This window comes from Helicobacter sp. MIT 99-5507 (assembly GCF_003364295.1).
Taxonomy (GTDB): domain Bacteria; phylum Campylobacterota; class Campylobacteria; order Campylobacterales; family Helicobacteraceae; genus NHYM01.
In genome coordinates this window covers 1-20,898 of record NZ_NXLO01000002.1, presented here as the reverse complement: position 1 = coordinate 20,898, position 20,898 = coordinate 1, and the positions used below count along the sequence as shown (strand labels likewise).

Genomic DNA, 20,898 nt, shown 5'->3' with positions numbered 1-20,898 from the left:
GATTATAATAATATAACTAAACTTGATATTAAGTATATAAAGTTATAGACTTTTTAACAATAATATGTTATATTTGCTAAAAATTTTAAGATTATGGAGTAAATATCATGAAACATTCATTTCAAACTGAAATCAATCAATTATTAGACTTGATGATACATTCGCTTTATTCTAATAAAGAGATATTTTTAAGAGAATTGGTATCAAATGCCTCTGATGCACTAGATAAGCTTAATTATCTCACACTTAGTGATGATAAATTTAAAAGTATTGAGTTTAAACCACAAATAAAAATTACATTTAATGAAGAAAAAAAGCTCTTAAGCATCGAAGACAATGGTATTGGTATGAATGAGAGCGAACTTATTGAGAATCTAGGGACTATAGCAAAAAGTGGAACAAAAGGTTTTTTGAACGCTTTAAGTGGTGATAAAAAGAAAGATTCTATGCTGATAGGGCAGTTTGGTGTAGGATTCTATTCTAGTTTTATGGTAGCAGACAAGGTTATTGTTACTTCCAAAAAAGCATTAGAAGATAAAGCGTTTTCTTGGATTAGCGATGGAAAAGGTGAGTATGAAATCCAAGAATGTATAAAAGATAGTTTTGGAACAAAAATAGATCTTTATTTAAAAGATGATGCTAAAGAATACGCAAATAGATGGAGAATTGATAGCTTAATCAAAAAATATTCTGATCATATCGCATTTCCAATCATCCTGTCTTATGATGAAAAACAAACAAAAGAAGATAAAAGTGAAGAAATTATTCACAAAGAAGAGCAAATCAATAAAGCAAAGGCACTTTGGAAGATTCCAAAAAATGAATTAAGTGAAGATGATTACAATGAATTTTATCAGAATCTTAGCCATGATAATACAAAACCACTTAGCTATATACATAATAAAGTGGAGGGTTCTTTAGAATATACTACATTATTTTATATTCCTTCTCGCGCACCATTTGATTTGTTTAGAGTGGATTATAAATCGGGTGTAAAACTCTATGTAAAAAGAGTATTTATTACTGATGATGATAAAGAATTATTACCTCAATATTTGCGATTTATACGAGGTATTATAGATAGCGAGGATTTACCACTAAATGTCAGCCGTGAGATATTGCAGCAAAATAAGATTCTAGCAAATATAAAATCTGCATCTACAAAGAAGATTCTAAGTGAAATTGAGAATCTCTCAAAAGATGAAGAAAAATACAAAACTTTTCATAATGAATTTGGAAAGCTTCTAAAAGAAGGGCTTTATAGTGATTATGAAAATAAAGATAAATTATTAAATCTTTGCAGGTTTGCTACTACAAAAGGTGAGTTTGTATCGCTTAGCACATATAAGCAAAGGGCTAAAGATGAAAATATTTATTATATTATAGGTAGCGATTTGGAGCTATTAAGAAATTCACCACTATTAGAAAAATATACAAAAGATGATATTGAAGTTTTATTGTTAAATGATGAAGTTGATAGCTTTATTATGCCTTCTTTAGGAGAATTTGAAGGATTAAAGTTTAAAGATGTAGCTATGGAAGACAATAAAGATGAAATTAGTAAAGAAATAGCTGATGAATATAAAGATTTTTTAGATAAAACAAAAGGTATCTTGGAAGGAAAAATAAAAGATATAAGGTTATCAACTAGATTAGATAAATCTCCAAGTTGTGTTATTAGCGAGGGGAGCAATCCTATGATGGAGCAGCTAATGCGTCAAATGGGACAAGAGGTGAAAGAAGAATCGCCAATATTTGAGATAAATCCAAATCATGCAATCATTAAAAAACTAAAAGATTTAAAAGATGATGAAAAGCTAAAAGATATTATTTTTATATTATTTGATAGTGCGAAGTTGCTAGAAAAAGGTGGCATAAATGACGCAAACAGCTTCTCTCAAAGAATTAATAATCTTATTATGATGAGTGTTTAGTTTGTTTTTATAAAAAGAAGGTAGAATCTTAACCCTATATCAATAATTAAAGGATTTAAATGATAAAAAAATTTTTATTATTATCGGCTGTATTATTAAGTAGTTTATTAGCTGGTTCATTTGAAGATAATATAAAAAATTTAATCGAAAAGCAAACTAGCGCTAAAGTAAATGTAGTAAATAGTGTAGATTTAAAAGATAGCAAAAATTTAAAAATGGTGATTGTTGAGGTTGCAGATGGAAGTGCGCAAAGAATTCCTATGTTTGTAACAAGTGATGGTGGCACTATCATAGGATTATCAAATATATTTTTTACTGCATCAAAAGCAGATGAAGATATAGTAAGCAAGGCTATTGATGAAACTATGGCTCATAACGAAAGTGGTCAAAAAGAAGCAGCTGGAAAGCTAATTGAAGCTTTATCACCAGATCAATATATCACTTTAAAATCAAGTGCAAAAAACCCAAAGACTTATTTTATTGTAGCTGATCCAAATTGTGGATATTGCAAAGAGGAATTAAGAAATATTGAAGATAGATTGAAAACTCATAATGTAAATATGGTTATTGTTGGTATTTTGGGTGAAGATTCTCAAAAGAAAGCTGCATATTTAGTAGATAAGATTAAATCAAGTATGAGTGAAAAAGATAAATTACAAGGTATTAAAGAAGTATTTTCATCAAATTTTAAAGCTCCAGCAAAGATTGATACAAGTAAAATTGCTGCAACTACAGAATCTTTATTTAAGACTGGCGCAATTCGTGGAGTTCCTTATATCTACGAAAAATAAATCTCTTTTGCACAATTGTGCAAAAGAATCTTCTATCAAATAATTTTTTACTTTCATTGATTTTTAATCTAAATATTTTTATCACTAAATTAATATTATTGCTAATTTTATAAAATATTTTTATAACATTGACATTATTAGACTAAAGTATTATAATAGTTTTATATATAATTAATTTGAAGGATATAATATGAATATTTTTGAAAAATTAACTAATCAGTTTAGAGAAATTATTGACAATGCAATATCTCTTGCATTAAATAATAAAAATCAAGAAGTTGATTGCGGGCATTTTGTAATGGCTTTATGTGTGAATTCAAATTCGATTTTAAATACAGCATTAAATTCTATGAATATACAAAAAGATGCACTTCTTTTAGAAATCAAAAGCTTAGTTGATTCATATCCAAAAAGCTCAAATGTGAGTAAAGAAAATATTACTATTTCAAAATCATTACTTGAGAGTATCAATCTAGCAGAAGGTTATGCAATCCAAAATGGTGATACTTATGTATCTATAGATGCGTGGATTATTGCAAATATCACTAAAAATGAAGGACTAAATAAGATTTTTAAAAAGTATCTTGATATAAATGAATTGATAAAAACTTTGCAAAGTATGAGAAATGGTGCAAAAATACAGACAAGTAGTGGAGATGAGAATCTAGATAGTTTGGCAAAGTTTGGTATTGATCTTACAAAAAAAGCATTAGATGGACAACTTGACCCAATAATAGGAAGAGATGAAGAAATCACTAGAATGATGCAGATTCTTATACGAAAAACAAAAAATAATCCAATCTTGCTTGGAGAACCTGGAGTTGGTAAAACTGCTGTAGTAGAGGGGTTGGCTCAAAAAATTGTAAAAAAAGATGTTCCGCTTTCTTTACAAAATAAAAGACTAATAGCACTTGATATGAGTGCATTGATTGCTGGTGCAAAATATCGCGGTGAGTTTGAAGATAGATTAAAAAGTGTAGTTGATGAAGTAAAAAAGAATCAAAATATTATTTTATTTATTGATGAAATACATACGATTGTAGGAGCAGGAGCAAGTGAAGGTTCAATGGATGCTGCAAATATACTAAAGCCTGCACTTGCACGTGGTGAAATGCACACAATAGGTGCTACTACACTAAAAGAATATAGAAAATATTTTCAAAAAGATGTTGCATTACAAAGAAGATTCCAGCCAATAAATCTTGATGAACCAAGTCAAAATGAAGCGTTGCATATGCTTCGTGGTATAAAAGAAAAATTAGAAGCACATCATAATGTAACGATACTAGATTCTGCACTTGTGGCTGCAGTGAGGCTTTCATCAAGATATATTGTAGATAGATTTTTACCAGATAAAGCTATTGATTTGATAGATGAAGCAGCAAGTGAAATTCGTATGCAAATAGAATCTTCACCTGCTAAATTGCTTGCAGTAAAAAGAAAAATAGAGAATCTTGAAGTGGAAAAAGAAGCATTAAATATGGAGGAAAATAAAAACAAAGATAGGATTGATGAGATTGTAAAAGAGCTAGAAAATACAAAAGAAGAGCAGGCTAGACTTGAATTGCAATTTAAAAATGAAAAATCTATTTTTGAGGAAATTGCAAATATCAAAAGCCAAATAGATTCTTATAGAATAGAAGCAGAACTTGCTAAAAGAAATGGTGATTATAATAAGGCAGCAGAAATTGACTATGGAAAGATTCCAGAGTTAGAGGCAAAAAATAAAGAACTAGATAATAGATGGCAGGAGCTATCAAAACAAGGGACTTTATTAAAAAATGCTGTAACAGAAGAAAGTATTGCTGAAGTTGTAAGTAAATGGGTGAAGATTCCAGTTCAAAAAATGCTCTCTAGCGATAAAGAAAAGATTCTAAATATAGAATTGCAATTGCAAAAAAGTGTAGTTGGGCAAGATGAAGCTTTGAGTGCGATTTCAAAAGCAATAAAACGAAATAAAGCAGGGCTAAATTCTGCTAATCGACCAATCGGTAGCTTTTTGTTTCTTGGTCCAACAGGTGTTGGTAAAACTCAAAGTGCAAAAAGCCTTGCAAATTTCTTATTTGATAGTGAGAGCGCGCTTATTAGAATTGATATGAGTGAATATATGGAAAAACATGCAGTAAGTAGATTGGTAGGTGCGCCTCCAGGGTATGTAGGATATGATGAAGGTGGTCAGCTAACAGAAGCAGTTAGACGCAAACCTTATAGTGTAGTGCTTTTTGATGAGGTTGAAAAAGCCCATCCAGATGTATTTAATCTATTATTGCAAGTTTTAGATGATGGAAGATTAACTGATAATAAAGGTGTTGTTGTTGATTTTAGAAATACGATTATTATTTTAACATCAAATATTGCAAGTGATAAAATCATGGAAATAGAATCTAAATTAGAGCGTAAAAGTGCTGTAATGAATGACTTAAAGCATTATTTTAAGCCAGAGTTTTTAAATCGCCTTGATGATATTATCATTTTTAATCCTTTGGGAAAAGATGAGATTATAAAGATTGTAGATATTATGTTTGGGCATATTGCAAAATTGGCAGCTACAAAAAATATCAAGATTTCATTAGATTCTAGTGCAAAAGAATTGATTGCAGATATTGGATTTGACCCTGTATTTGGCGCTAGACCTCTAAAAAGAGCATTGCAAGAAGAGATTGAAGATTTATTATCAATGATGATATTAAAAGATGAAGTTAATGAAAACTCGCATATAGAATTCTATGCCAAAGATGACAAGATTCTAGCAAGAGAGCTTTAAAGCTCTATTTGCAATTTAATTGCACCATTACATCAATTGTAATTCTAGTTGTATCTAGAATCGGAGCAGATACTGGAGCAGATGATCTATTTGCAGTAATAGAAGAATCTGCCATTGCCATAGCTTTAAATGTTATTGGACCTGCTCTTAGATCCTCATCATAACTTATATTACTTGATCTGCATTGTCTATTTAGAATATTTGAGTATTTATTCTCAATTTTTACTATCTTTTCTATAAATTCATCAAATAAATCATCTTTTGTTTGTTCTATTTCATCTTCTGTGATTCTATAATTTATACTTGGTTGCGGAAGTGATAATAATTTATTTTGTGAGATGATGTTATTTATATTTGATAAAAGATTGTTATATGTGTTTAAATCATCTTTTAGAAATTTGCAATTAAGATTGAAATCGACATTTTGTCCTATTGTTTTCCTCGTATCTTTTTCATAACTAATAATTGGTGTAATCGAAAAGCTACCACCTTTACATATTTTGCTACTTTGTGCTTCATTGATGACACTATTTAGTGTATTTGTGATTTTTTCTCTATCACTATTTTTTAATTCACCTATATTTCTAAGTGTAGATGAGCTATCTACTTCTATATTTACAAATAAGAATTTTGGTTCTATTTCTTTGCTTGCTGTAAATTTTTTTGTGATGATTAAATCATTTGCAAAAATGATATTTATAAATATACTTGCTAGTAATATAAATCTCATTTCATCTCCTTTAGTGTTATTAGGTTTATTTCATTTTGAGTTCCGATTCTGCCATAAGTTACTGCTAAATGAGAACCTTGCGATATATATAATTGAATATTGTTTATAGGTTTTAGTCCATATAAAAATGGATTATTAAGATATGCAAGAATTGTAAAAGGAAAGATTTGTCCGCCATGCGTATGCCCGCTAAATACTAAATCAATATCAGAATCTAATTCATCAATGATATTTGGTTGATGTGAGATTAGAATCTTTGGCAAATCATCATTTGTATTTTTTAATGCCTCATTTATATTTGGCTCTAAATATCCAACTCTTCTTCCCATCAAATCACTAATTCCAATAAGATTGATATTATCATCTATAATTACACTTGAATTCACAAGCGATGTGATATTGCTAAATTTACTCATAATCTCAAGACTTTTATTTGCATCAAATATAAATTCATGATTGCCAAGCACAAAATATACGCCATATTTTGCATTCAAATCTTTGAGTAGTAGAATCTTATCTTTTATCACATTTTCATAGCTATCTATAATATCGCCTCCTAATATGATAATATCTGGATTTGTAGAGTTTGCTAGATTGATAGTATTTTGTATTTTTTCTTTGCTTATTAGATTTGATATATGTAAGTCTGATAAAAATAAAATCTTTATATCTTTTTTTAGATTTTTTATTTCTATTGTTTGTTCTACTATTTTTGGGGTTTTGTTTGCTTCATAGATTCCATTGATAACCCCTAAAGGCAACAAACAAAGTAGAATCTTGCTAATTAATACATTTGGAAATGGTTTTATAAATCTACCAATAATTAAAAATATGATATTTAGAATCCCAAGTGTGCATAATAAAAGTGCAATTAAAATCGATATAGATAAGATTATTACGATTGTATCTGGCAATGTTGTATTTCTAATCAACATAACATATACAATAAGTATTATAAAATTTAAAATTAAAAGTGCTATGCTTATTAATCTAAATTTTAAATTTTTGCTTATATGTTTTATAAGTGCATTGTAGCCTATTAGATGAAATATACCAAAACAGCAAATTGCAAAAATAAAAAACATGCTCATTCTTAAAATTTCCTTTGAAAAAAAATAATTAAATAATAACTTTTGTGAGTATAATATAAAATTTTAAAGTTAATAGCAAAGTCTAGGAGTGTTTTTGCAGATAGGAATTTTATTTTTGATTATTTTATTTTTTGGCGGTTGTGCGACAAAAGAAGCTATATTAGATTCTAATATAGATGATTTATCATTATCACAACGTGCAGTAATGTATATTAGTGATAATAAAGAAATAGCAACTAGTAATTTTTCACTAAAACTAAGGGAAGAATATTTAGATAAATATTTTTCTGTATGGAATAAAGACTTTGTCCCTCCAAGCAAAGAAGATGTATTTTGGGGATTATCTAGCAAGAGAGGTTTTGGAGAATCTAAAAGATATCATAGTGATGGATTCTTAGATGAATTGAGATTGAATGCTGATGTAGATTCTTATCCTAGTAAAAATGATTATGCAATCATGGTAAAAACTGCCAATGTTCGTGTTTTACCTACAATTAAACCTAGATTTTCAAAACAAGATGGATATCCATTTGATAGATGGCAAAATTCTTTGATTTTTGCTTGGACACCTATTAGAATCTTGCATGAAGATAAAACAAAAGAATGGTTGCTTGTGCAAAGTGCATTTGTGTCTGGTTGGGTAAAATTTGATGAGGTTGCAAAAATTAGTAAAAAAGATATGAATAATTTAATGCATACTAGAGATTTTGTAGTGCCAATCAAAGATAGAATCCCGCTTTATCACAAAGATAAATTTGTGGTAAATGCAAGAATAGGAATGTTATTTCAAAAAATAGATAATAAGATATATGGTTATTATCGCAATAACGAAGGGTTGGCAATAAAGATTCCACTTTCTTTTGATACAAATTTATTTAGCAAATTTCCTCTTGCTTTCACTCAAAGCAATATTGCAAATCTAGCAGATTCTCTAAATCTAGAAAACTATGGCTGGGGTGGAATGTATGAAAATAGAGATTGTTCTGCTTTTATAAGAGATGTATTGATGAATGTAGGTATTTTTTTGCCACGCAATTCTCTAGCCCAAGTAAATACAGCAAAATCATCTCCATATAGCACATATATAACACTCCCAAAAGATAATGATGAAAAAATAGAGATAATTAAGAAGAGCGCATTGCCTTTTAGGACGATTTTTTGGCTAAAAGGTCATATTATGTTATATATTGGCGAGTATAATAATCAACCTATCGTGATGCACGATGTTTGGGCAGTGAATTCAAGTAAAGGATTGAATATATTAGGTGGAATTAGCATTACTACACTCATTCCAGGGAATGAACAAAATGGTATAAATCCGCCGCCTAGCCTTCTTGATAGAATTGAGGCTATGAATATTATTGTTAAATAATAGTAATTATGTTAGATTTTGATTTTAATACTTGGAGGATTTTGTGATTAAGATTTTAGTCCCATTGATATTTTTTGTTTGCAATATATTTGCAAGTGAGAAAATAAATGTAAGTGTTAGTGTGATACCACAAAGCTATTTTGTGAAGCAAATTGCAGGTGATTTGGTAAATGTCAATGTAATGGTGCAAAAAGGAAAAAGCCCAGAGACTTATGAGCCAACAATAAAACAATTACAAGAATTATCAAATTCAAAAATTTATTTTGGTATTGGTATGCCTTTTGAAGATGCGTGGCTTGATAGATTTAAATCTGTAAATCCAAATATGCAATTAATAAAACCTCTACCAGATGGAATCCTAGATAAATATAATAAAAAATATGATATCAATCATCACTCACATCATGAACATTCACATGATGAACATGAACATCACAATCACCCACCTCATATATGGTTATCATTTGAGTTGTCGAAACTTCATGCTAAGCAAATTGCTGATACTTTAATAAACATAAATCCAAAAAATACACAAATCTATAAAGAAAATCTACAAAATTTCATCGATAAAATAGATAATTTATATAATAGGTTTAAAATTGTATTTGCAGATTCTAAAAAATCATTTTTAGTATTTCACCCAGCATGGAATTATATAGCAAATGAACTTGGGCTTAGTGAATATGCAATAGAAGAAGATGGGAAAGAAGCTAAAATTGCTCATAGGCGAGATATATTGGAGATTATAGAGAAAAATAATATAAAGGTGATGTTTATACAGCCGCAGTTTTCACAGAAAAATGCATTAACTATAGCAAAAGAAGCAGGAATTGAAGTGAAACTTGCTGATCCGCTTAGTTATGATTGGCTTGAAAGTCTAGAACATTTTTTAAATGAGATAGCAAATAATTAGGTATTAATTTTAATGGATAATATTTTAGTATGTGAGAATCTAAGTTTTAGATACGATAAAGATATTGTATTAAACAATATCAGCTTTACACTAAGAGATGGTGATTTTTTGGCAATCATTGGTCCTAATGGCGGTGGAAAAAGCACATTAGCAAAGATTCTGCTAAATTTATTAAAACCTACTTCAGGACTAATTAAATATCCACAGATTTCTTTGTTTAATAAAGATTCATTAGTTGGATATACACCACAAGATACAAGCATCAACAAAGATTTTACTATACAAGCTTTTGATGTTGTCCTAATGGGCTTTTTGGAGAAAAGGTTATTTGGATACAAAATAACAAAGCAGGACAAAAAGGAAGCTCTTGAGATTATGGAAAAACTAGGTATTGCTGATATTAGATTTAGAAAAATTGGTGATTTATCAGGTGGGCAAAGACAGAGAGTTTTGATTGCTAGAGCATTATGCGGGAATCCAAAATTGCTTATATTTGATGAGCCTACTTCAAGTATAGATTTACCAACTAAACAAGAAATCTATAAATTATTAAAAGAGATAAATTCTAGCCATACTATAATAGTCATAACTCATGATATTTCTAACTTGCTTGAATATGCAAGCAATATATTATTTATAAATAAAGAATTATTAAGTTTTGAGGGTTTGCAAGATAATATAGATATTGATAGGTATTTTTGCAAGATTACAAATCAGCATAGAAATACTAATTAAAGTAGGGGTTTTAAAATGGAAAATGATTTTGATGTTGTAATTATTGGTGGCGGTGTATCGGGTTGTGCAACATTTTATACTCTTAATGAATATACAAATATAGGGAAAATTGCATTACTTGAGAAATGTGACAAATTAGCTAGCATTAGCTCTAGTTCAAAGGGCAATTCTCAAACTATACATGATGGCTCAATTGAGACAAATTATACTGCATTAAAGGCTGCTAAAGTCAAGATTGCTGCAGATAAAGTAAAGCATTATGCTCTATCTAAAGGATTGCAAAATAAAGCCATATTTAAAATGCAAAAAATTGCTATTGGAGTTGGTGATAAAGAATGTGAATTTATGGCAAAAAGACATGAAGAATTTAAAGATATTTTTGAGGGTTTGCAGTTTTTTAGTAAAAATGAAGTAAAAAAGATTGAACCAAAAGTCATAGAAGGGTTAGATGGAAATGATAGGGTTGAAAATATCGTAGCATCTGGGTATCTAGAATCTTGGTGTGCAATGAATTTTGAAAAATTGAGCCAAAGTTTTATAGAAGAAAGTGAAAAATCAAACAAAAATAGTAAAGTATTTTTAAATTTTAAAGTAGTAAAAATAAAAGAAAATTCTAGCGGTGGATACACAATCACTTCAAAAGATAATAGAGAAATTCATGCAAAATTTGTACTTGTTAATGCAGGCTCGTATTCGCTTCCTTTAGCACAACATTCAGGATATGGCAAGGATTTGGCTTGTTTGCCTGTTGCGGGTAGTTTTTATTTTGTTCCTGGCACTTTATTAAAAGGGAAAGTATATGCAGTGCAGAATCCAAAATTGCCATTTGCAGCGCTACATGGTGACCCAGATATAGCACTTAGTGGTGTTACTAGACTTGGACCTACTGCACTTGCCATGCCAAAGCTAGAGCGCTCAAAATATCTATTTGGAAATATTAATAGTGAATTATTGACAATTGATTTTAAAGTTGCTGCTATGCAAGTTTTATTTGGTTTGTTAAAAGATAGTGATATTAGAAATTATGTTTTTAGAAATATGTTTTTTGAAGTGCCATATTTTGGTAAAAGAGTTTTTATCAAAGATGCAAGAAAAATTATCCCATCACTAAAATTAGAAGATTTAACTTATGCAAAAGGTTTTGGTGAAGTGCGTCCGCAAGTAATTGACATGAGTGCAAAAAAATTAGAATTAGGTGAAAAAAAGATATTGACAAACAAAGGAATAACTTTTAATATGACACCATCACCTGGGGCAACAAGCTGCCTTGGAAATGCAGAAATAGATACTTTAGAGATTGTAAAATATCTAAATAAAACATTTGATATTGAGAGATTCTACAAAGATTTAAATGTGATGAAATAGTGCAGATTGAATATTAATTGCTTTATATAATAAAAAAAAGTAGAATAAGCAATTTTTAATATCATTTGTGGATTGAAGTATGCCAAAAATAAAACATTTTTTATCACTTAAAGATTTGAGTAAAGATGAGATTTTACGCATTGTAAATATTAGTGTTAAGATAAAAGAGAATCGTTTAAATGGAAATAAGATTCAGCCATATTTTAAAGATAAAACTTTGGCTATGATATTTGAAAAAAGCTCAACAAGAACTAGAATAAGTTTTGAGATTGGTGCTTATGAGCTAGGCGGGATGGCACTATTTCTATCAAACAAAGAGATACAGCTAGGGCGAGGAGAGAGCATAAAAGATACAGCTAGGGTCATTTCATCCATGGCTGATATGATTATGATACGCACATTTGAACATTCTAAAATAGAAGAATTTTCTCTATTTTCAAGTAAGCCTGTGATAAATGGTCTTAGCAATGAATATCATCCTACCCAGCTAATAGCAGATTATATAACTATGCTTGAGTGTGGCATTGGTGTTAGTGATAAAGAATCTTTGAATCTAAAAAAACCTATTGTATGCTATATCGGGGATGGAAACAATATGGCTCATTCTTGGCTTATGCTTAGTGCAAAACTTGGATTTGAGCTTCGCATAGCTACACCAAAAGGATTTGAAGTCAATCGTGATATTTTAAATCTAGCGCTAGATTTTGCAAAATCTAGTGGTGCAATTATCAATATCACAAATAATCCATTAGATGCAGCGAAAAATGCAAATGTAATAACAACTGATACTTGGGTATCAATGGGGCAAGAAGAAGGAAAAGAAGAAAAAGTTAAGCAATTTAGTGGATTTTGTGTAGATTCTGGTATTATGAGTTTAGGTGATAATGCAATATTTTTACATTGTTTGCCTGCATATAGGGGATATGAAGTCGTTGATGAAGTCATAGAATCTAGTAGTAGCAAGGTATTTATTGAAGCAGAAAATAGACTTCATGCACATAAAGGTATAATTACATTTTTAGAGGAAGAAAATTGGAAAAAATAGATACAGATTTTACAATCACTATCAAAAAAAGTTCTTTGCAATCTACTCCATATAGTGTTAAAATCGGTGATTATGATTATGTGTTATTATTAGATAGTGAATATAGAAAAATGCAAGAAATAATAAAAATAAATCATGAAGCATTGATGTTTAAAAGTTTGGAAAAAGAGATTTTACAAGAAATGCCAAGAGATTTTGATGATGTTTTTATCGTTGCAAAAACGCTGCTTAAGAGTATTCAATCCAAAAAAAAGAATCTAACAATCTATGATATTAAAAAAGTTGTTAAAGAAATTAAGATAAATTATCCAAATTTGTTTATAAACATTGATGAATATTTCAAAGATATGAATATTAATTCTTAAAAGCGAAATTTTTATGATTGATTTTGAAAAATTTGCCAAATATAGCAAACCAGGTCCAAGATATACGAGCTACCCAACAGCATTAGAATTTAATGAAAGTTTTAATGCTGCTTCATATATAGAATCTTTAGAGCGAAATATACATTTGCCATTATCTTTATATGTTCATTTACCATTTTGTAAAAGTGCTTGTTATTTTTGTGGTTGTAGCGTGGTTTATACTAGCAAAGAAGATAAAAAACAAGAATACATCAAATATCTTCAAAAAGAAATTACTTTGCTAAAGCAGTATATTGATAGCAGCAGAGAAATATTGCAATTTCATTTTGGTGGCGGAACACCTACATTTTATGATGCAAAAAGCCTAGATACTATTCTTAAATCTATTCATAATGTATTTAGTAATTTTTCAAGCAATGCTGAAATAAGTTGTGAGATAGATCCTAGATATTTTAATGAAGAGCAGATGAGGGTATTAAACTCTTATGGATTTAATCGTTTATCTTTTGGTGTGCAGGATTTTGATAGTGATGTGCAAAAAGCTATTCATAGATTCCAGTCATTTGATTTAGTCCAAAAGGCTGTAGAGTTGGCACAAAAATATGGTATAAAATATATTAATTTTGATTTGATATATGGATTACCAAAGCAAAGTTTAGAGAGTTTTAAGACTACTTTAGATTCTGTATTGAAGATTAAGCCAACCAGACTTGCTGTATTTAATTATGCTCATGTTCCTTGGATAAAAAAGACAATGCGAAAAATAGATGAGTTTATGTTACCAGCTCCAGCCACAAAGCTATCGATTTTAGAATATACAATAGATTGTCTAACAAACAATGGTTATAAGATGATAGGAATGGATCATTTTGCATTAGAAAATGATGAATTGTATCAAGCTTCACTAAAAGGTGAATTGAAGCGAAATTTTCAAGGATATACTACAAAAAAACACACACAGACAATAGGGCTTGGTGTAACTAGTATAGGAGAAGGGCATGATTACTATGCTCAAAATCACAAAGACATATCTTTATATATGGAATGTTTAGATAATGGAATCTTACCGATTCAAAGAGGTGTAAAGCTTACAGATGAAGATAGATTGCGAAAAAATATTATTATGAAATTGATGAATAATTTGAGATTAGATATTAGACATATAGAAAATAAATTTGGTATAAATTTCAAAGAGCACTTTAAAGATTCTATAAATGATTTAAAAGAATATGTAAATCTAGGATTGCTAGAGATTACTGATGATGAGATTAAAATAAGCCATACAGGTGGAATGCTAGTTAGGAATATCGTAATGAACTTTGATGAGTATTTAAGAAAAACAAATGCAAATGATAAAAGATTCTCTAAGACAGTTTAGCCATGCTTGATATATCATCTATTAGTTCATCTTGTGTCAAATGTGCCAAATGTGTGCCATCATGCACTATTTATCAAGTAAATAGAGATGAAGTTACATCGCCTAGAGGCTTTGTTGATTTGCTTGGAGTGTATAGTAAAAATAATTTAGATTTAGATAGGAATCTAAAAAATATATTTGAATCTTGTTTTTTATGCACTACTTGCACGACATTATGTCCGCAGTCAATTGATACTGCCTCAATGATACAGCAAAGTAGGATTGATATAGCAGAAAAATTTGGTATAGCTTGGTATAAAAAATTCTATTTTTATTTATTAAAACATAGAAAATTGATGGATTTTGTATTTAGTTTTACTAGTTTTGTTGCACCTTGTGCATTTAAAAAGAGTGGAGATAAATTAAGAAGTAGATTTAATATGTCAAAGTTTGGCAAAAGGACTATTTTCCCTTTTGAAACAAAGAGTTTTTTGCAGAAATACAAAGGATTAATAGAATCTAAAAATAAAAAAAGCAATAAAAAAGTAGCCATTTTTATTGGCTGTCTTAGCAATTACAATTACACGCAAGTAGGGGATTCTCTCTTATTTATATTAGATAAATTAGGTATTGATACTTTTGTACCAAAGCAAGAGTGTTGTGGTGCTCCAGCATATTTTACAGGTGATATTAAAAGTGTATTGTATTTGATTAATAAAAATCTTGATTTATTTGAGAAATTTATTGATGATGTTGATGTAGTCCTTGTGCCTGAAGCGACTTGTGCTGCAATGATTATGGTTGATTGGAAACATGCATTAGAATATTCAAAAGATGCTAAGAATCTAGCTAGATTAAATAAAATCCTGCCAAAATTTCAAATGGCAACTTCTTATTTATACAATCAAACAAATTTACTAGATTTGCTCAAACAATCATCAAAAAATGATATAAAAATCACATATCACGATCCATGTCATGCAAAAAAAGTGCTAAATATCTATAAAGAGCCTAGAATCTTACTTGAACAAAATTATAATTTTGTAGAAATGAAAGAATGCGATAGATGTTGTGGTTTTGGTGGTGTTACAATACAAAGTGAGAAATATCATCTTGCGTATAATGCAGGTAAAGCAAAAGCAAAAAATATAGAAGATTCTAAGGCTAGTATAGTTAGTTCAGAGTGTTCTGCATGTAGAATGCAGCTAAATAATGCACTTGATAATATAGATTCTAATGTAGCTTTTAGACACCCTTTGGAGCTTATCAAGGAGGCATTAAATGAGGTTTGCTAAAAAATTTTTTCATAAAATCAAAAATAGTTTTAATAGAGACATTAATGCAAGATTGGATACTTTGCAGCTATTACATGGAAGAGAACTCTCTTATTATAATAAAAATTTAATAGACTCTAAAATTGGGGGGGGGCAGCCATCATATAGAAGATGGTGAATTTAGGATATATAGCCAAAATGGCGAAGATGGGATTATAGATTTTTTACTACATTTATTAGATTCTAGTTTAGATAATTATCCAAAAGCTTTTATTGAATTTGGTGTTGAAAACTATACAGAATCTAATACTAGATTTTTATTGCAGTTTCGAAATTTTCATGGTTTAGTTATCGATGGTTCTAAAGATAATATAAATTTTATTAAATCAGATTCTATATATTGGAAATATGATTTAGAGGCTATTTGTGCTTTTATCACAAAAGATAATATAAATGATTTAATAAAATCGTATTTAAAAACTAGAGATATTTCTAATGTAACATTGCTAAGCATTGATATTGATGGAAATGATTATTATATTTGGGATAGTATAAATGTAATAGACCCAGCTATTGTTATAATAGAATACAATGCATTATTTGGTAGCACCAAATGCTTATCCGTGCCTTATAAGCAAGACTTTTGCAGATTTGATGCACATTATAGCGGGCTTTATTTTGGGGCTAGCATAAAAGCTTTAATAAGTCTTGGTAAATCTAAAGGATATTGCTTTATTGGCGCAGATTCTAGTGGCACGAATTTATTTTTTATAAAAAATCATTTATATTCTAGCTCTTTAAAGATACATGATTTAGATGAATATTGTAAAAGACATAAAGCTCGTCAAAGTAGAGATAAAAACGGCAATCTTACATATTTATCTCATAATGATAGGTTAAAAGAGATAGAAGGTTTGCCCCTAATTAATCCTTTCTCTTAAAAAACTATAGCTAGGGAGTTTGCAAGGAAGTTTGAAATGATTTGTATTTCCACTATGAATTTCGCTTAGCTCTTTATTATCCTCTAATAATATTTTTTTAAAAATAATAAAATATTTGCCATTTTCTTTATAGATTCTACCAATTTCATTATCTACTATAATAGAATCTATGTATTGTGTATTTAGTGGAAATATTATTTCTTTTGGTTCATTTAATCTTATCGTATATTTGCATACTCCAAATTCTCCATCTTCTCTAATCATAGCATTTACTTGATAGCTTCCATCACTAATTGCACTCATTTGATTTTGTGTATTATTTTTTTCATATGGACGACTTACTATATATCCATCGGTAAATCCACGATTTTTAAGCGTATTTAACTCATCTTGATATATATTTTTTCTACTCTCTCCATTATAAAAATCATCAATTGCCATTCTGTAAGTTCTAGTTGATATTGCAGCATAATATGGTGATTTTGTTCGCCCTTCTATCTTTAACGCACTTATTGCACCAGATTGTAAAATCTCATCTATATGTTGGCTTAGATTTAAATCCTTTGCATTAAAAATATGCGTTCCAATGCCTTCTTCTTCTAAGAGTCTCATCATCACGCCATTGTCAGGATTCCTTACATAATATTCATAATCAAATCTACAATCATTAGCACAGCTTCCACGATTTGGCACTCTACCGCTTTGTAAGCTTGAGATAAGACATCGTCCAGAAAATGCAAAGCACATACTTCCATGACAAAATATCTCAATTTCTAAATTTGGAAGGGCTTTTTTTATCTCCATTGCATCTTTTAGACTTAATTCTCTTGCTGCTACTATTCGCTTTACACCCATTTCATAGAAAACTTCTGCATCAAGAATATTTAAAACATTTGCTTGTGTTGATAAATGCAATGGAATCTTTGGGGCAACTTCTTTGCATAGTCTAATCACCCCTGGAGTTGCCACGATGAAGGCATCCACATTTGTATCACGCATTTTTGCAATATGTTCTCTTAGGATTTTTAGTTGAGAGTTAAAAGGAAAGCCATTTATTGCGGCATATATTTTTTTACCATTATTATGTGCAAAATCTACACCATCTTTAAATGTCTCATATGTGAATTCTTTTCCAGATCTATTTCTAAGAGAAAAATGACTCACACCTCCATATACTGCATCAGCACCATATGTTATTGCAATTTTTAATTTTTCTAAATTCCCAGCAGGTGATAATAATTCTACTTTATTAGCTATTGTTTCTTTCCTAATGAAGAGATTAATTCTTCTATTTCATCGCTACTTGCTACATTGTTTGTTGTATCACCTTGTATATGCGTAGCACTTGAAACTCTTTTATCATCTTCTATATCTGTGTCAAATATAGAGCTTAAATATCTTGAGAGTGTTCTAGTAATATTTACAACCCTTTCTATTTTTTGTCTGTATATATCTTGATATTGCATTATATCCATCGCTTGAAGTATGCAATCTGTAGAATCTATCGTTTTTTCTTCAATTGAAATAATTCGTCTTAGAGAATCATTTGAGGATTCTAAAGATTCTTGAAATGCTTTTATATGTGGAAACTGAATAGATAATTTTTCAAACAGCTTTTTTTGATTTTTTATATGAGTTTTTATTATCTTTAAATCATCTTGCGCACTTTGACTATTTTGACTAATAGATTCTAGCTGATCAAAAACTTGTGAAGCTTTTGCTTCTAAGCCTTTTGTAACATCATCTAATTGATGGACTACTTTATGTTCATTTATTGGAGGCGGTGGTGGCCATTGTTTCGCGGCATCAACTTTGTAATTGTCATTTTTATAATTATCTTTTGTGGCTTTATTATCATTGACAAACGGATTTTCATCTATAGTTTTATTATTTGTCGTATTGTCAATACCATCATCAAATTTGCCTAAAATTAGCTCATTTAATTCTTCTTGCGTCATTATTGCCTCATATTTATAAATTGTATAATTTTATACTTACAAGTCTAAAAATGCTATTAAAGTTATTAAGCTTTATCTTATATAATTCAACTTTGATTTTATTTCAGGTTATAAAAATCCTAAGCAAGTTGGTGTATTTTAAAATGAAAAAAATTTTCTTTCTTTTATTTTTTATTTTGAGTGCAAATCTTTATGCTAAGGTAGATTATTTTAGATTATATGGTGATGTTTTTTCATTTTTACCAGCATTTGCAGGAATCTATACTTTAATAGAACAAGATTATGAAGGGCTAGCTTATCTTGCTATTTCTACTGCTAGCACTCTTGCTACTACATTTGTAATAAAATATAGTTTTGTTGGCATTTCTAAGAAAAATCCAAATTTAGCTAGGATTTCACGCAGACCAAATGGAAAAGATTATGAAGGATTCCCATCAGGGCATACATCAAGTGCATTTTCAGCTGCTGGATTTATGCAAAAACGATATGGATATAAATGGGGGATTCCCACCACCATTTTGGCAACACTTGTTGGAATATCTAGGATTACATCAAAAAAACATACAACACTTCAAGTTTTAGCTGGCGCTGCTCTTGGGTATAGTATGTCATATTTTATTACAAAGCAAAGAGATGATATGAATATTTTAATTGATATTGAACAAAGGGAAGCAAAAAATGGTTTTAAACAGCAGTATTATGGATTATCATTTAATATGGTATTTTAAATAATAAATATTTGGTTAGATTAGGAATTTACTTGGAGATATTATCATTTCAATTCATTCAATTTGCATTATTATCGGCTCTATTGGTTTCAATTTGTGGTGGCATTGTAGGCTCAATCATCGTTTCAAATAAAACCGTTTTTTTAAGTGGTGGTGTGGCACATAGTGCATTTGGTGGAGTTGGGATTGCTCTTTATTTTGGTTTTAATGTCATGCTTGGAGCTGCAATCACAAGTATTTTGATGTCAATATTACTTATATATTTCATCATTAATAAAAAGAAAAATATCGATTCATTTATCGCAGCAGCTTGGGCATTTGGTATGGCTCTTGGTGTGATTTTGATTGATATTACTCCCGGATATGGGATAGATTTGACAAGCTATTTATTTGGCTCGATTCTTGCTGTAGGCAAAATCGACATTATCATTATTGGTATATTTGATATATTGCTTATTACTTTTGTTTATTTATATTATAGAGAGATTCTAGGAATCTTATATGATGAGACATTTTGTAAATTAAAAAATATCAATATTAATATTTTCTTATTTTTTATTTATATATTTGTATCGCTTGGGATTGTTATGAGTATGAATATAGCAGGATTGATATTAGTTCTTGCGATACTTAGTATTCCTGCATATATCGCAAGTATGTTTGTTAGTTCGCTTAGTAAGATGATGGTATTGTCTTTTATTTTATCATTGATGTTTATTTGTATTGGCTTTTTTGTGAGTTATTATTATAATTTAAGCATAGGTGCTTGTGTGGTCATGAGTGCTATATTTGGTATGATACTTAGTAGTATTTTAAAAATAATTTTAAGGAAATGTAATGGATAAAAATATGCAAGAAATAGAGAAAAAAGCCCTTAGGGCTATAAAAATATCGATAGCTTCTATTGCAATATCAATATTTTTAGGGATATTATCTCTTTGGGTTTTACTAAATCAAGTAACCATTAGTGTTGGTATAGATAAAAAATTGATACAAATTGAAAAGCAAATACAAGATATGCAAAAACCTAAAAGCATAGAATCTAGCAAATTAGAATCTAATTAGATGATGTGATATTTTAATATTTGGTTTTATTTTTATAAGTAAGTCTAGATTCTAAGCTTTTCAAGCCTAGAATCTATATGAAGTCTTAGAACTTTACAGCTCCAGTTGTAGCAAGATGGATTATTCTATTTGATCCACTTGGATAAGATTCTTTTAGAGCTTTGCAGAATGTTCCCCCATTATTACCATTAGTAGTAGTTGCAGGCATTTTGTTTGGATCAAATGTTAGGTTTCCTGTAGTTGTATCTAAAATAATTATAGCCCCACATCCGCCAGTTTGCGCTCCTTGAGCATTTTGTACATTTCCAAGTGGCTCGATTCCATTACGATTATTACCATTATTTACGGTCCATCTACCTCGATCAAGCCCACCTGTATCTATCATCCAATCACCCCATGAACTAAATCCAGTAGGAGTTGATGCTGTAGGGTCTAGATTTTCTGCAAAGACTCTTGCAGGGATTGCTTTT

At 29.5% G+C, this 20,898-nt stretch carries 21 protein-coding genes; 16 read left to right on the top strand and 5 right to left on the bottom strand.

All coding sequences use genetic code 11. The annotated features are described in order from the left end of the window. Nucleotides 1–107: 107 nt before the first annotated feature. From htpG to CQA42_RS02610, 3 genes are all read left to right on the top strand, one after another. Nucleotides 108–1,934 carry a molecular chaperone HtpG gene (htpG, locus tag CQA42_RS02620; RefSeq protein ID WP_115583149.1) on the top strand — a complete coding sequence of 609 codons (1,827 nt, stop codon included), beginning with the start codon at nucleotides 108–110 and terminating at the stop codon, nucleotides 1,932–1,934. A 59-nt stretch (nucleotides 1,935–1,993) separates the two neighbouring features. After that, nucleotides 1,994–2,725 carry a hypothetical protein gene (locus CQA42_RS02615; protein ID WP_115583148.1) on the top strand — a complete coding sequence of 244 codons (732 nt, stop codon included), beginning with the start codon at nucleotides 1,994–1,996 and terminating at the stop codon, nucleotides 2,723–2,725. 190 nt (nucleotides 2,726–2,915) lie between these two features. Then, nucleotides 2,916–5,489, top strand: a complete 2,574-nt coding sequence (locus CQA42_RS02610; RefSeq protein ID WP_115583147.1) for an ATP-dependent Clp protease ATP-binding subunit — start codon at nucleotides 2,916–2,918, stop codon at nucleotides 5,487–5,489. Between the two features lie 4 nt (nucleotides 5,490–5,493). Here CQA42_RS02610 and CQA42_RS02605 read toward each other — a convergent pair whose 3' ends face one another. Both CQA42_RS02605 and CQA42_RS02600 read right to left on the bottom strand, forming a co-directional pair. Beyond that, entirely contained in the window at nucleotides 5,494–6,219 is a 726-nt protein-coding gene (locus tag CQA42_RS02605; protein WP_115583146.1) for a hypothetical protein, read from the bottom strand. Next, nucleotides 6,216–7,310: a metallophosphoesterase gene (locus tag CQA42_RS02600; protein ID WP_115583145.1), complete on the bottom strand. Its 1,095-nt coding sequence runs from the start codon at nucleotides 7,308–7,310 to the stop codon at nucleotides 6,216–6,218. Before CQA42_RS02600 ends, CQA42_RS02605 begins: the two co-directional genes overlap by 4 nt. A 94-nt stretch (nucleotides 7,311–7,404) precedes the next feature. On the opposite strand from CQA42_RS02600, the gene CQA42_RS02595 reads away from it, so the two are divergent. The 10 genes from CQA42_RS02595 (at nucleotide 7,405) to CQA42_RS02555 (ending at nucleotide 16,677) form a co-directional block, all read left to right on the top strand. After that, the gene (locus CQA42_RS02595; protein WP_181881473.1) at nucleotides 7,405–8,682 is read left to right on the top strand and encodes an SH3 domain-containing C40 family peptidase; all 1,278 of its coding nucleotides are present in this window, start codon (nucleotides 7,405–7,407) and stop codon (nucleotides 8,680–8,682) included. A 43-nt stretch (nucleotides 8,683–8,725) separates the two neighbouring features. Beyond that, nucleotides 8,726–9,595 (top strand): metal ABC transporter solute-binding protein, Zn/Mn family, encoded by an 870-nt coding sequence (locus CQA42_RS02590; protein ID WP_181881472.1) that lies wholly within the window; start codon nucleotides 8,726–8,728, stop codon nucleotides 9,593–9,595. Nucleotides 9,596–9,607: 12 nt separating this feature from the next. Beyond that, on the top strand, nucleotides 9,608–10,330 hold the full coding sequence (locus CQA42_RS02585; protein WP_115583142.1) for a metal ABC transporter ATP-binding protein: 723 nt from the start codon (nucleotides 9,608–9,610) through the stop codon (nucleotides 10,328–10,330). A 15-nt stretch (nucleotides 10,331–10,345) separates the two neighbouring features. Continuing rightward, nucleotides 10,346–11,695 carry an FAD-dependent oxidoreductase gene (locus CQA42_RS02580; RefSeq protein WP_115583141.1) on the top strand — a complete coding sequence of 450 codons (1,350 nt, stop codon included), beginning with the start codon at nucleotides 10,346–10,348 and terminating at the stop codon, nucleotides 11,693–11,695. A gap of 88 nt (nucleotides 11,696–11,783) precedes the next feature. Continuing rightward, a complete protein-coding gene (gene argF / locus CQA42_RS02575; protein WP_115583520.1) occupies nucleotides 11,784–12,740 on the top strand; it encodes an ornithine carbamoyltransferase in 957 nt (318 codons plus the stop codon). After that, nucleotides 12,728–13,105 carry a DUF2603 domain-containing protein gene (locus tag CQA42_RS02570; protein ID WP_181881471.1) on the top strand — a complete coding sequence of 126 codons (378 nt, stop codon included), beginning with the start codon at nucleotides 12,728–12,730 and terminating at the stop codon, nucleotides 13,103–13,105. The genes argF and CQA42_RS02570 overlap by 13 nt, the downstream gene beginning before the upstream one ends. A gap of 13 nt (nucleotides 13,106–13,118) precedes the next feature. Further along, nucleotides 13,119–14,483, top strand: coding sequence for an oxygen-independent coproporphyrinogen III oxidase (hemN, locus tag CQA42_RS02565; protein WP_115583139.1), 1,365 nt, complete (start codon nucleotides 13,119–13,121; stop codon nucleotides 14,481–14,483). Between the two features lie 2 nt (nucleotides 14,484–14,485). Next, nucleotides 14,486–15,757: a (Fe-S)-binding protein gene (locus tag CQA42_RS02560; RefSeq protein ID WP_115583138.1), complete on the top strand. Its 1,272-nt coding sequence runs from the start codon at nucleotides 14,486–14,488 to the stop codon at nucleotides 15,755–15,757. Further along, nucleotides 15,744–15,914: a hypothetical protein gene (locus tag CQA42_RS08250; RefSeq protein ID WP_181881470.1), complete on the top strand. Its 171-nt coding sequence runs from the start codon at nucleotides 15,744–15,746 to the stop codon at nucleotides 15,912–15,914. The genes CQA42_RS02560 and CQA42_RS08250 overlap by 14 nt, the downstream gene beginning before the upstream one ends. Further along, a complete protein-coding gene (locus CQA42_RS02555) occupies nucleotides 15,880–16,677 on the top strand; it encodes a hypothetical protein (RefSeq protein ID WP_115583137.1) in 798 nt (265 codons plus the stop codon). The genes CQA42_RS08250 and CQA42_RS02555 overlap by 35 nt, the downstream gene beginning before the upstream one ends. On the opposite strand, the gene CQA42_RS02550 is transcribed toward CQA42_RS02555, so the two are convergent. After that, nucleotides 16,657–17,934, bottom strand: a complete 1,278-nt coding sequence (locus CQA42_RS02550; RefSeq protein ID WP_115583136.1) for a peptidase U32 family protein — start codon at nucleotides 17,932–17,934, stop codon at nucleotides 16,657–16,659. The genes CQA42_RS02555 and CQA42_RS02550 overlap by 21 nt on opposite strands. Further along, nucleotides 17,931–18,635 carry a chemotaxis protein gene (locus tag CQA42_RS02545; RefSeq protein WP_115583135.1) on the bottom strand — a complete coding sequence of 235 codons (705 nt, stop codon included), beginning with the start codon at nucleotides 18,633–18,635 and terminating at the stop codon, nucleotides 17,931–17,933. Before CQA42_RS02545 ends, CQA42_RS02550 begins: the two co-directional genes overlap by 4 nt. A 143-nt stretch (nucleotides 18,636–18,778) precedes the next feature. Between CQA42_RS02545 and CQA42_RS02540 the strand changes: the two genes are divergently transcribed. From CQA42_RS02540 to CQA42_RS02530, 3 genes are read left to right on the top strand one after another with little or no spacing between them, the layout of a single operon-like run. Continuing rightward, nucleotides 18,779–19,363, top strand: coding sequence for a phosphatase PAP2 family protein (locus CQA42_RS02540; protein WP_181881469.1), 585 nt, complete (start codon nucleotides 18,779–18,781; stop codon nucleotides 19,361–19,363). A gap of 32 nt (nucleotides 19,364–19,395) precedes the next feature. Further along, nucleotides 19,396–20,208: a metal ABC transporter permease gene (locus CQA42_RS02535; RefSeq protein WP_115583133.1), complete on the top strand. Its 813-nt coding sequence runs from the start codon at nucleotides 19,396–19,398 to the stop codon at nucleotides 20,206–20,208. Then, on the top strand, nucleotides 20,201–20,428 hold the full coding sequence (locus tag CQA42_RS02530) for a DUF5408 family protein (RefSeq protein WP_115583132.1): 228 nt from the start codon (nucleotides 20,201–20,203) through the stop codon (nucleotides 20,426–20,428). The genes CQA42_RS02535 and CQA42_RS02530 overlap by 8 nt, the downstream gene beginning before the upstream one ends. Nucleotides 20,429–20,513: 85 nt before the next feature. Here the strand turns inward: CQA42_RS02530 and CQA42_RS08245 are convergent. Next, nucleotides 20,514–20,898 (bottom strand): hypothetical protein (locus CQA42_RS08245; protein WP_181881468.1); only part of this gene is annotated, 385 nt, incomplete at its 5' end.

Coding starts and splice junctions, on each gene's coding strand:
- htpG (WP_115583149.1), top strand. CDS start 108: ATGAAACATTCATTTCAAACTGAAATCAATCAATTATTAGACTTGATG.
- CQA42_RS02615 (WP_115583148.1), top strand. CDS start 1,994: ATGATAAAAAAATTTTTATTATTATCGGCTGTATTATTAAGTAGTTTA.
- CQA42_RS02610 (WP_115583147.1), top strand. CDS start 2,916: ATGAATATTTTTGAAAAATTAACTAATCAGTTTAGAGAAATTATTGAC.
- CQA42_RS02605 (WP_115583146.1), bottom strand. CDS start 6,219: ATGAGATTTATATTACTAGCAAGTATATTTATAAATATCATTTTTGCA.
- CQA42_RS02600 (WP_115583145.1), bottom strand. CDS start 7,310: ATGAGCATGTTTTTTATTTTTGCAATTTGCTGTTTTGGTATATTTCAT.
- CQA42_RS02585 (WP_115583142.1), top strand. CDS start 9,608: ATGGATAATATTTTAGTATGTGAGAATCTAAGTTTTAGATACGATAAA.
- CQA42_RS02580 (WP_115583141.1), top strand. CDS start 10,346: ATGGAAAATGATTTTGATGTTGTAATTATTGGTGGCGGTGTATCGGGT.
- hemN (WP_115583139.1), top strand. CDS start 13,119: ATGATTGATTTTGAAAAATTTGCCAAATATAGCAAACCAGGTCCAAGA.
- CQA42_RS02560 (WP_115583138.1), top strand. CDS start 14,486: ATGCTTGATATATCATCTATTAGTTCATCTTGTGTCAAATGTGCCAAA.
- CQA42_RS08250 (WP_181881470.1), top strand. CDS start 15,744: ATGAGGTTTGCTAAAAAATTTTTTCATAAAATCAAAAATAGTTTTAAT.
- CQA42_RS02545 (WP_115583135.1), bottom strand. CDS start 18,635: ATGACGCAAGAAGAATTAAATGAGCTAATTTTAGGCAAATTTGATGAT.
- CQA42_RS02540 (WP_181881469.1), top strand. CDS start 18,779: ATGAAAAAAATTTTCTTTCTTTTATTTTTTATTTTGAGTGCAAATCTT.
- CQA42_RS02530 (WP_115583132.1), top strand. CDS start 20,201: ATGGATAAAAATATGCAAGAAATAGAGAAAAAAGCCCTTAGGGCTATA.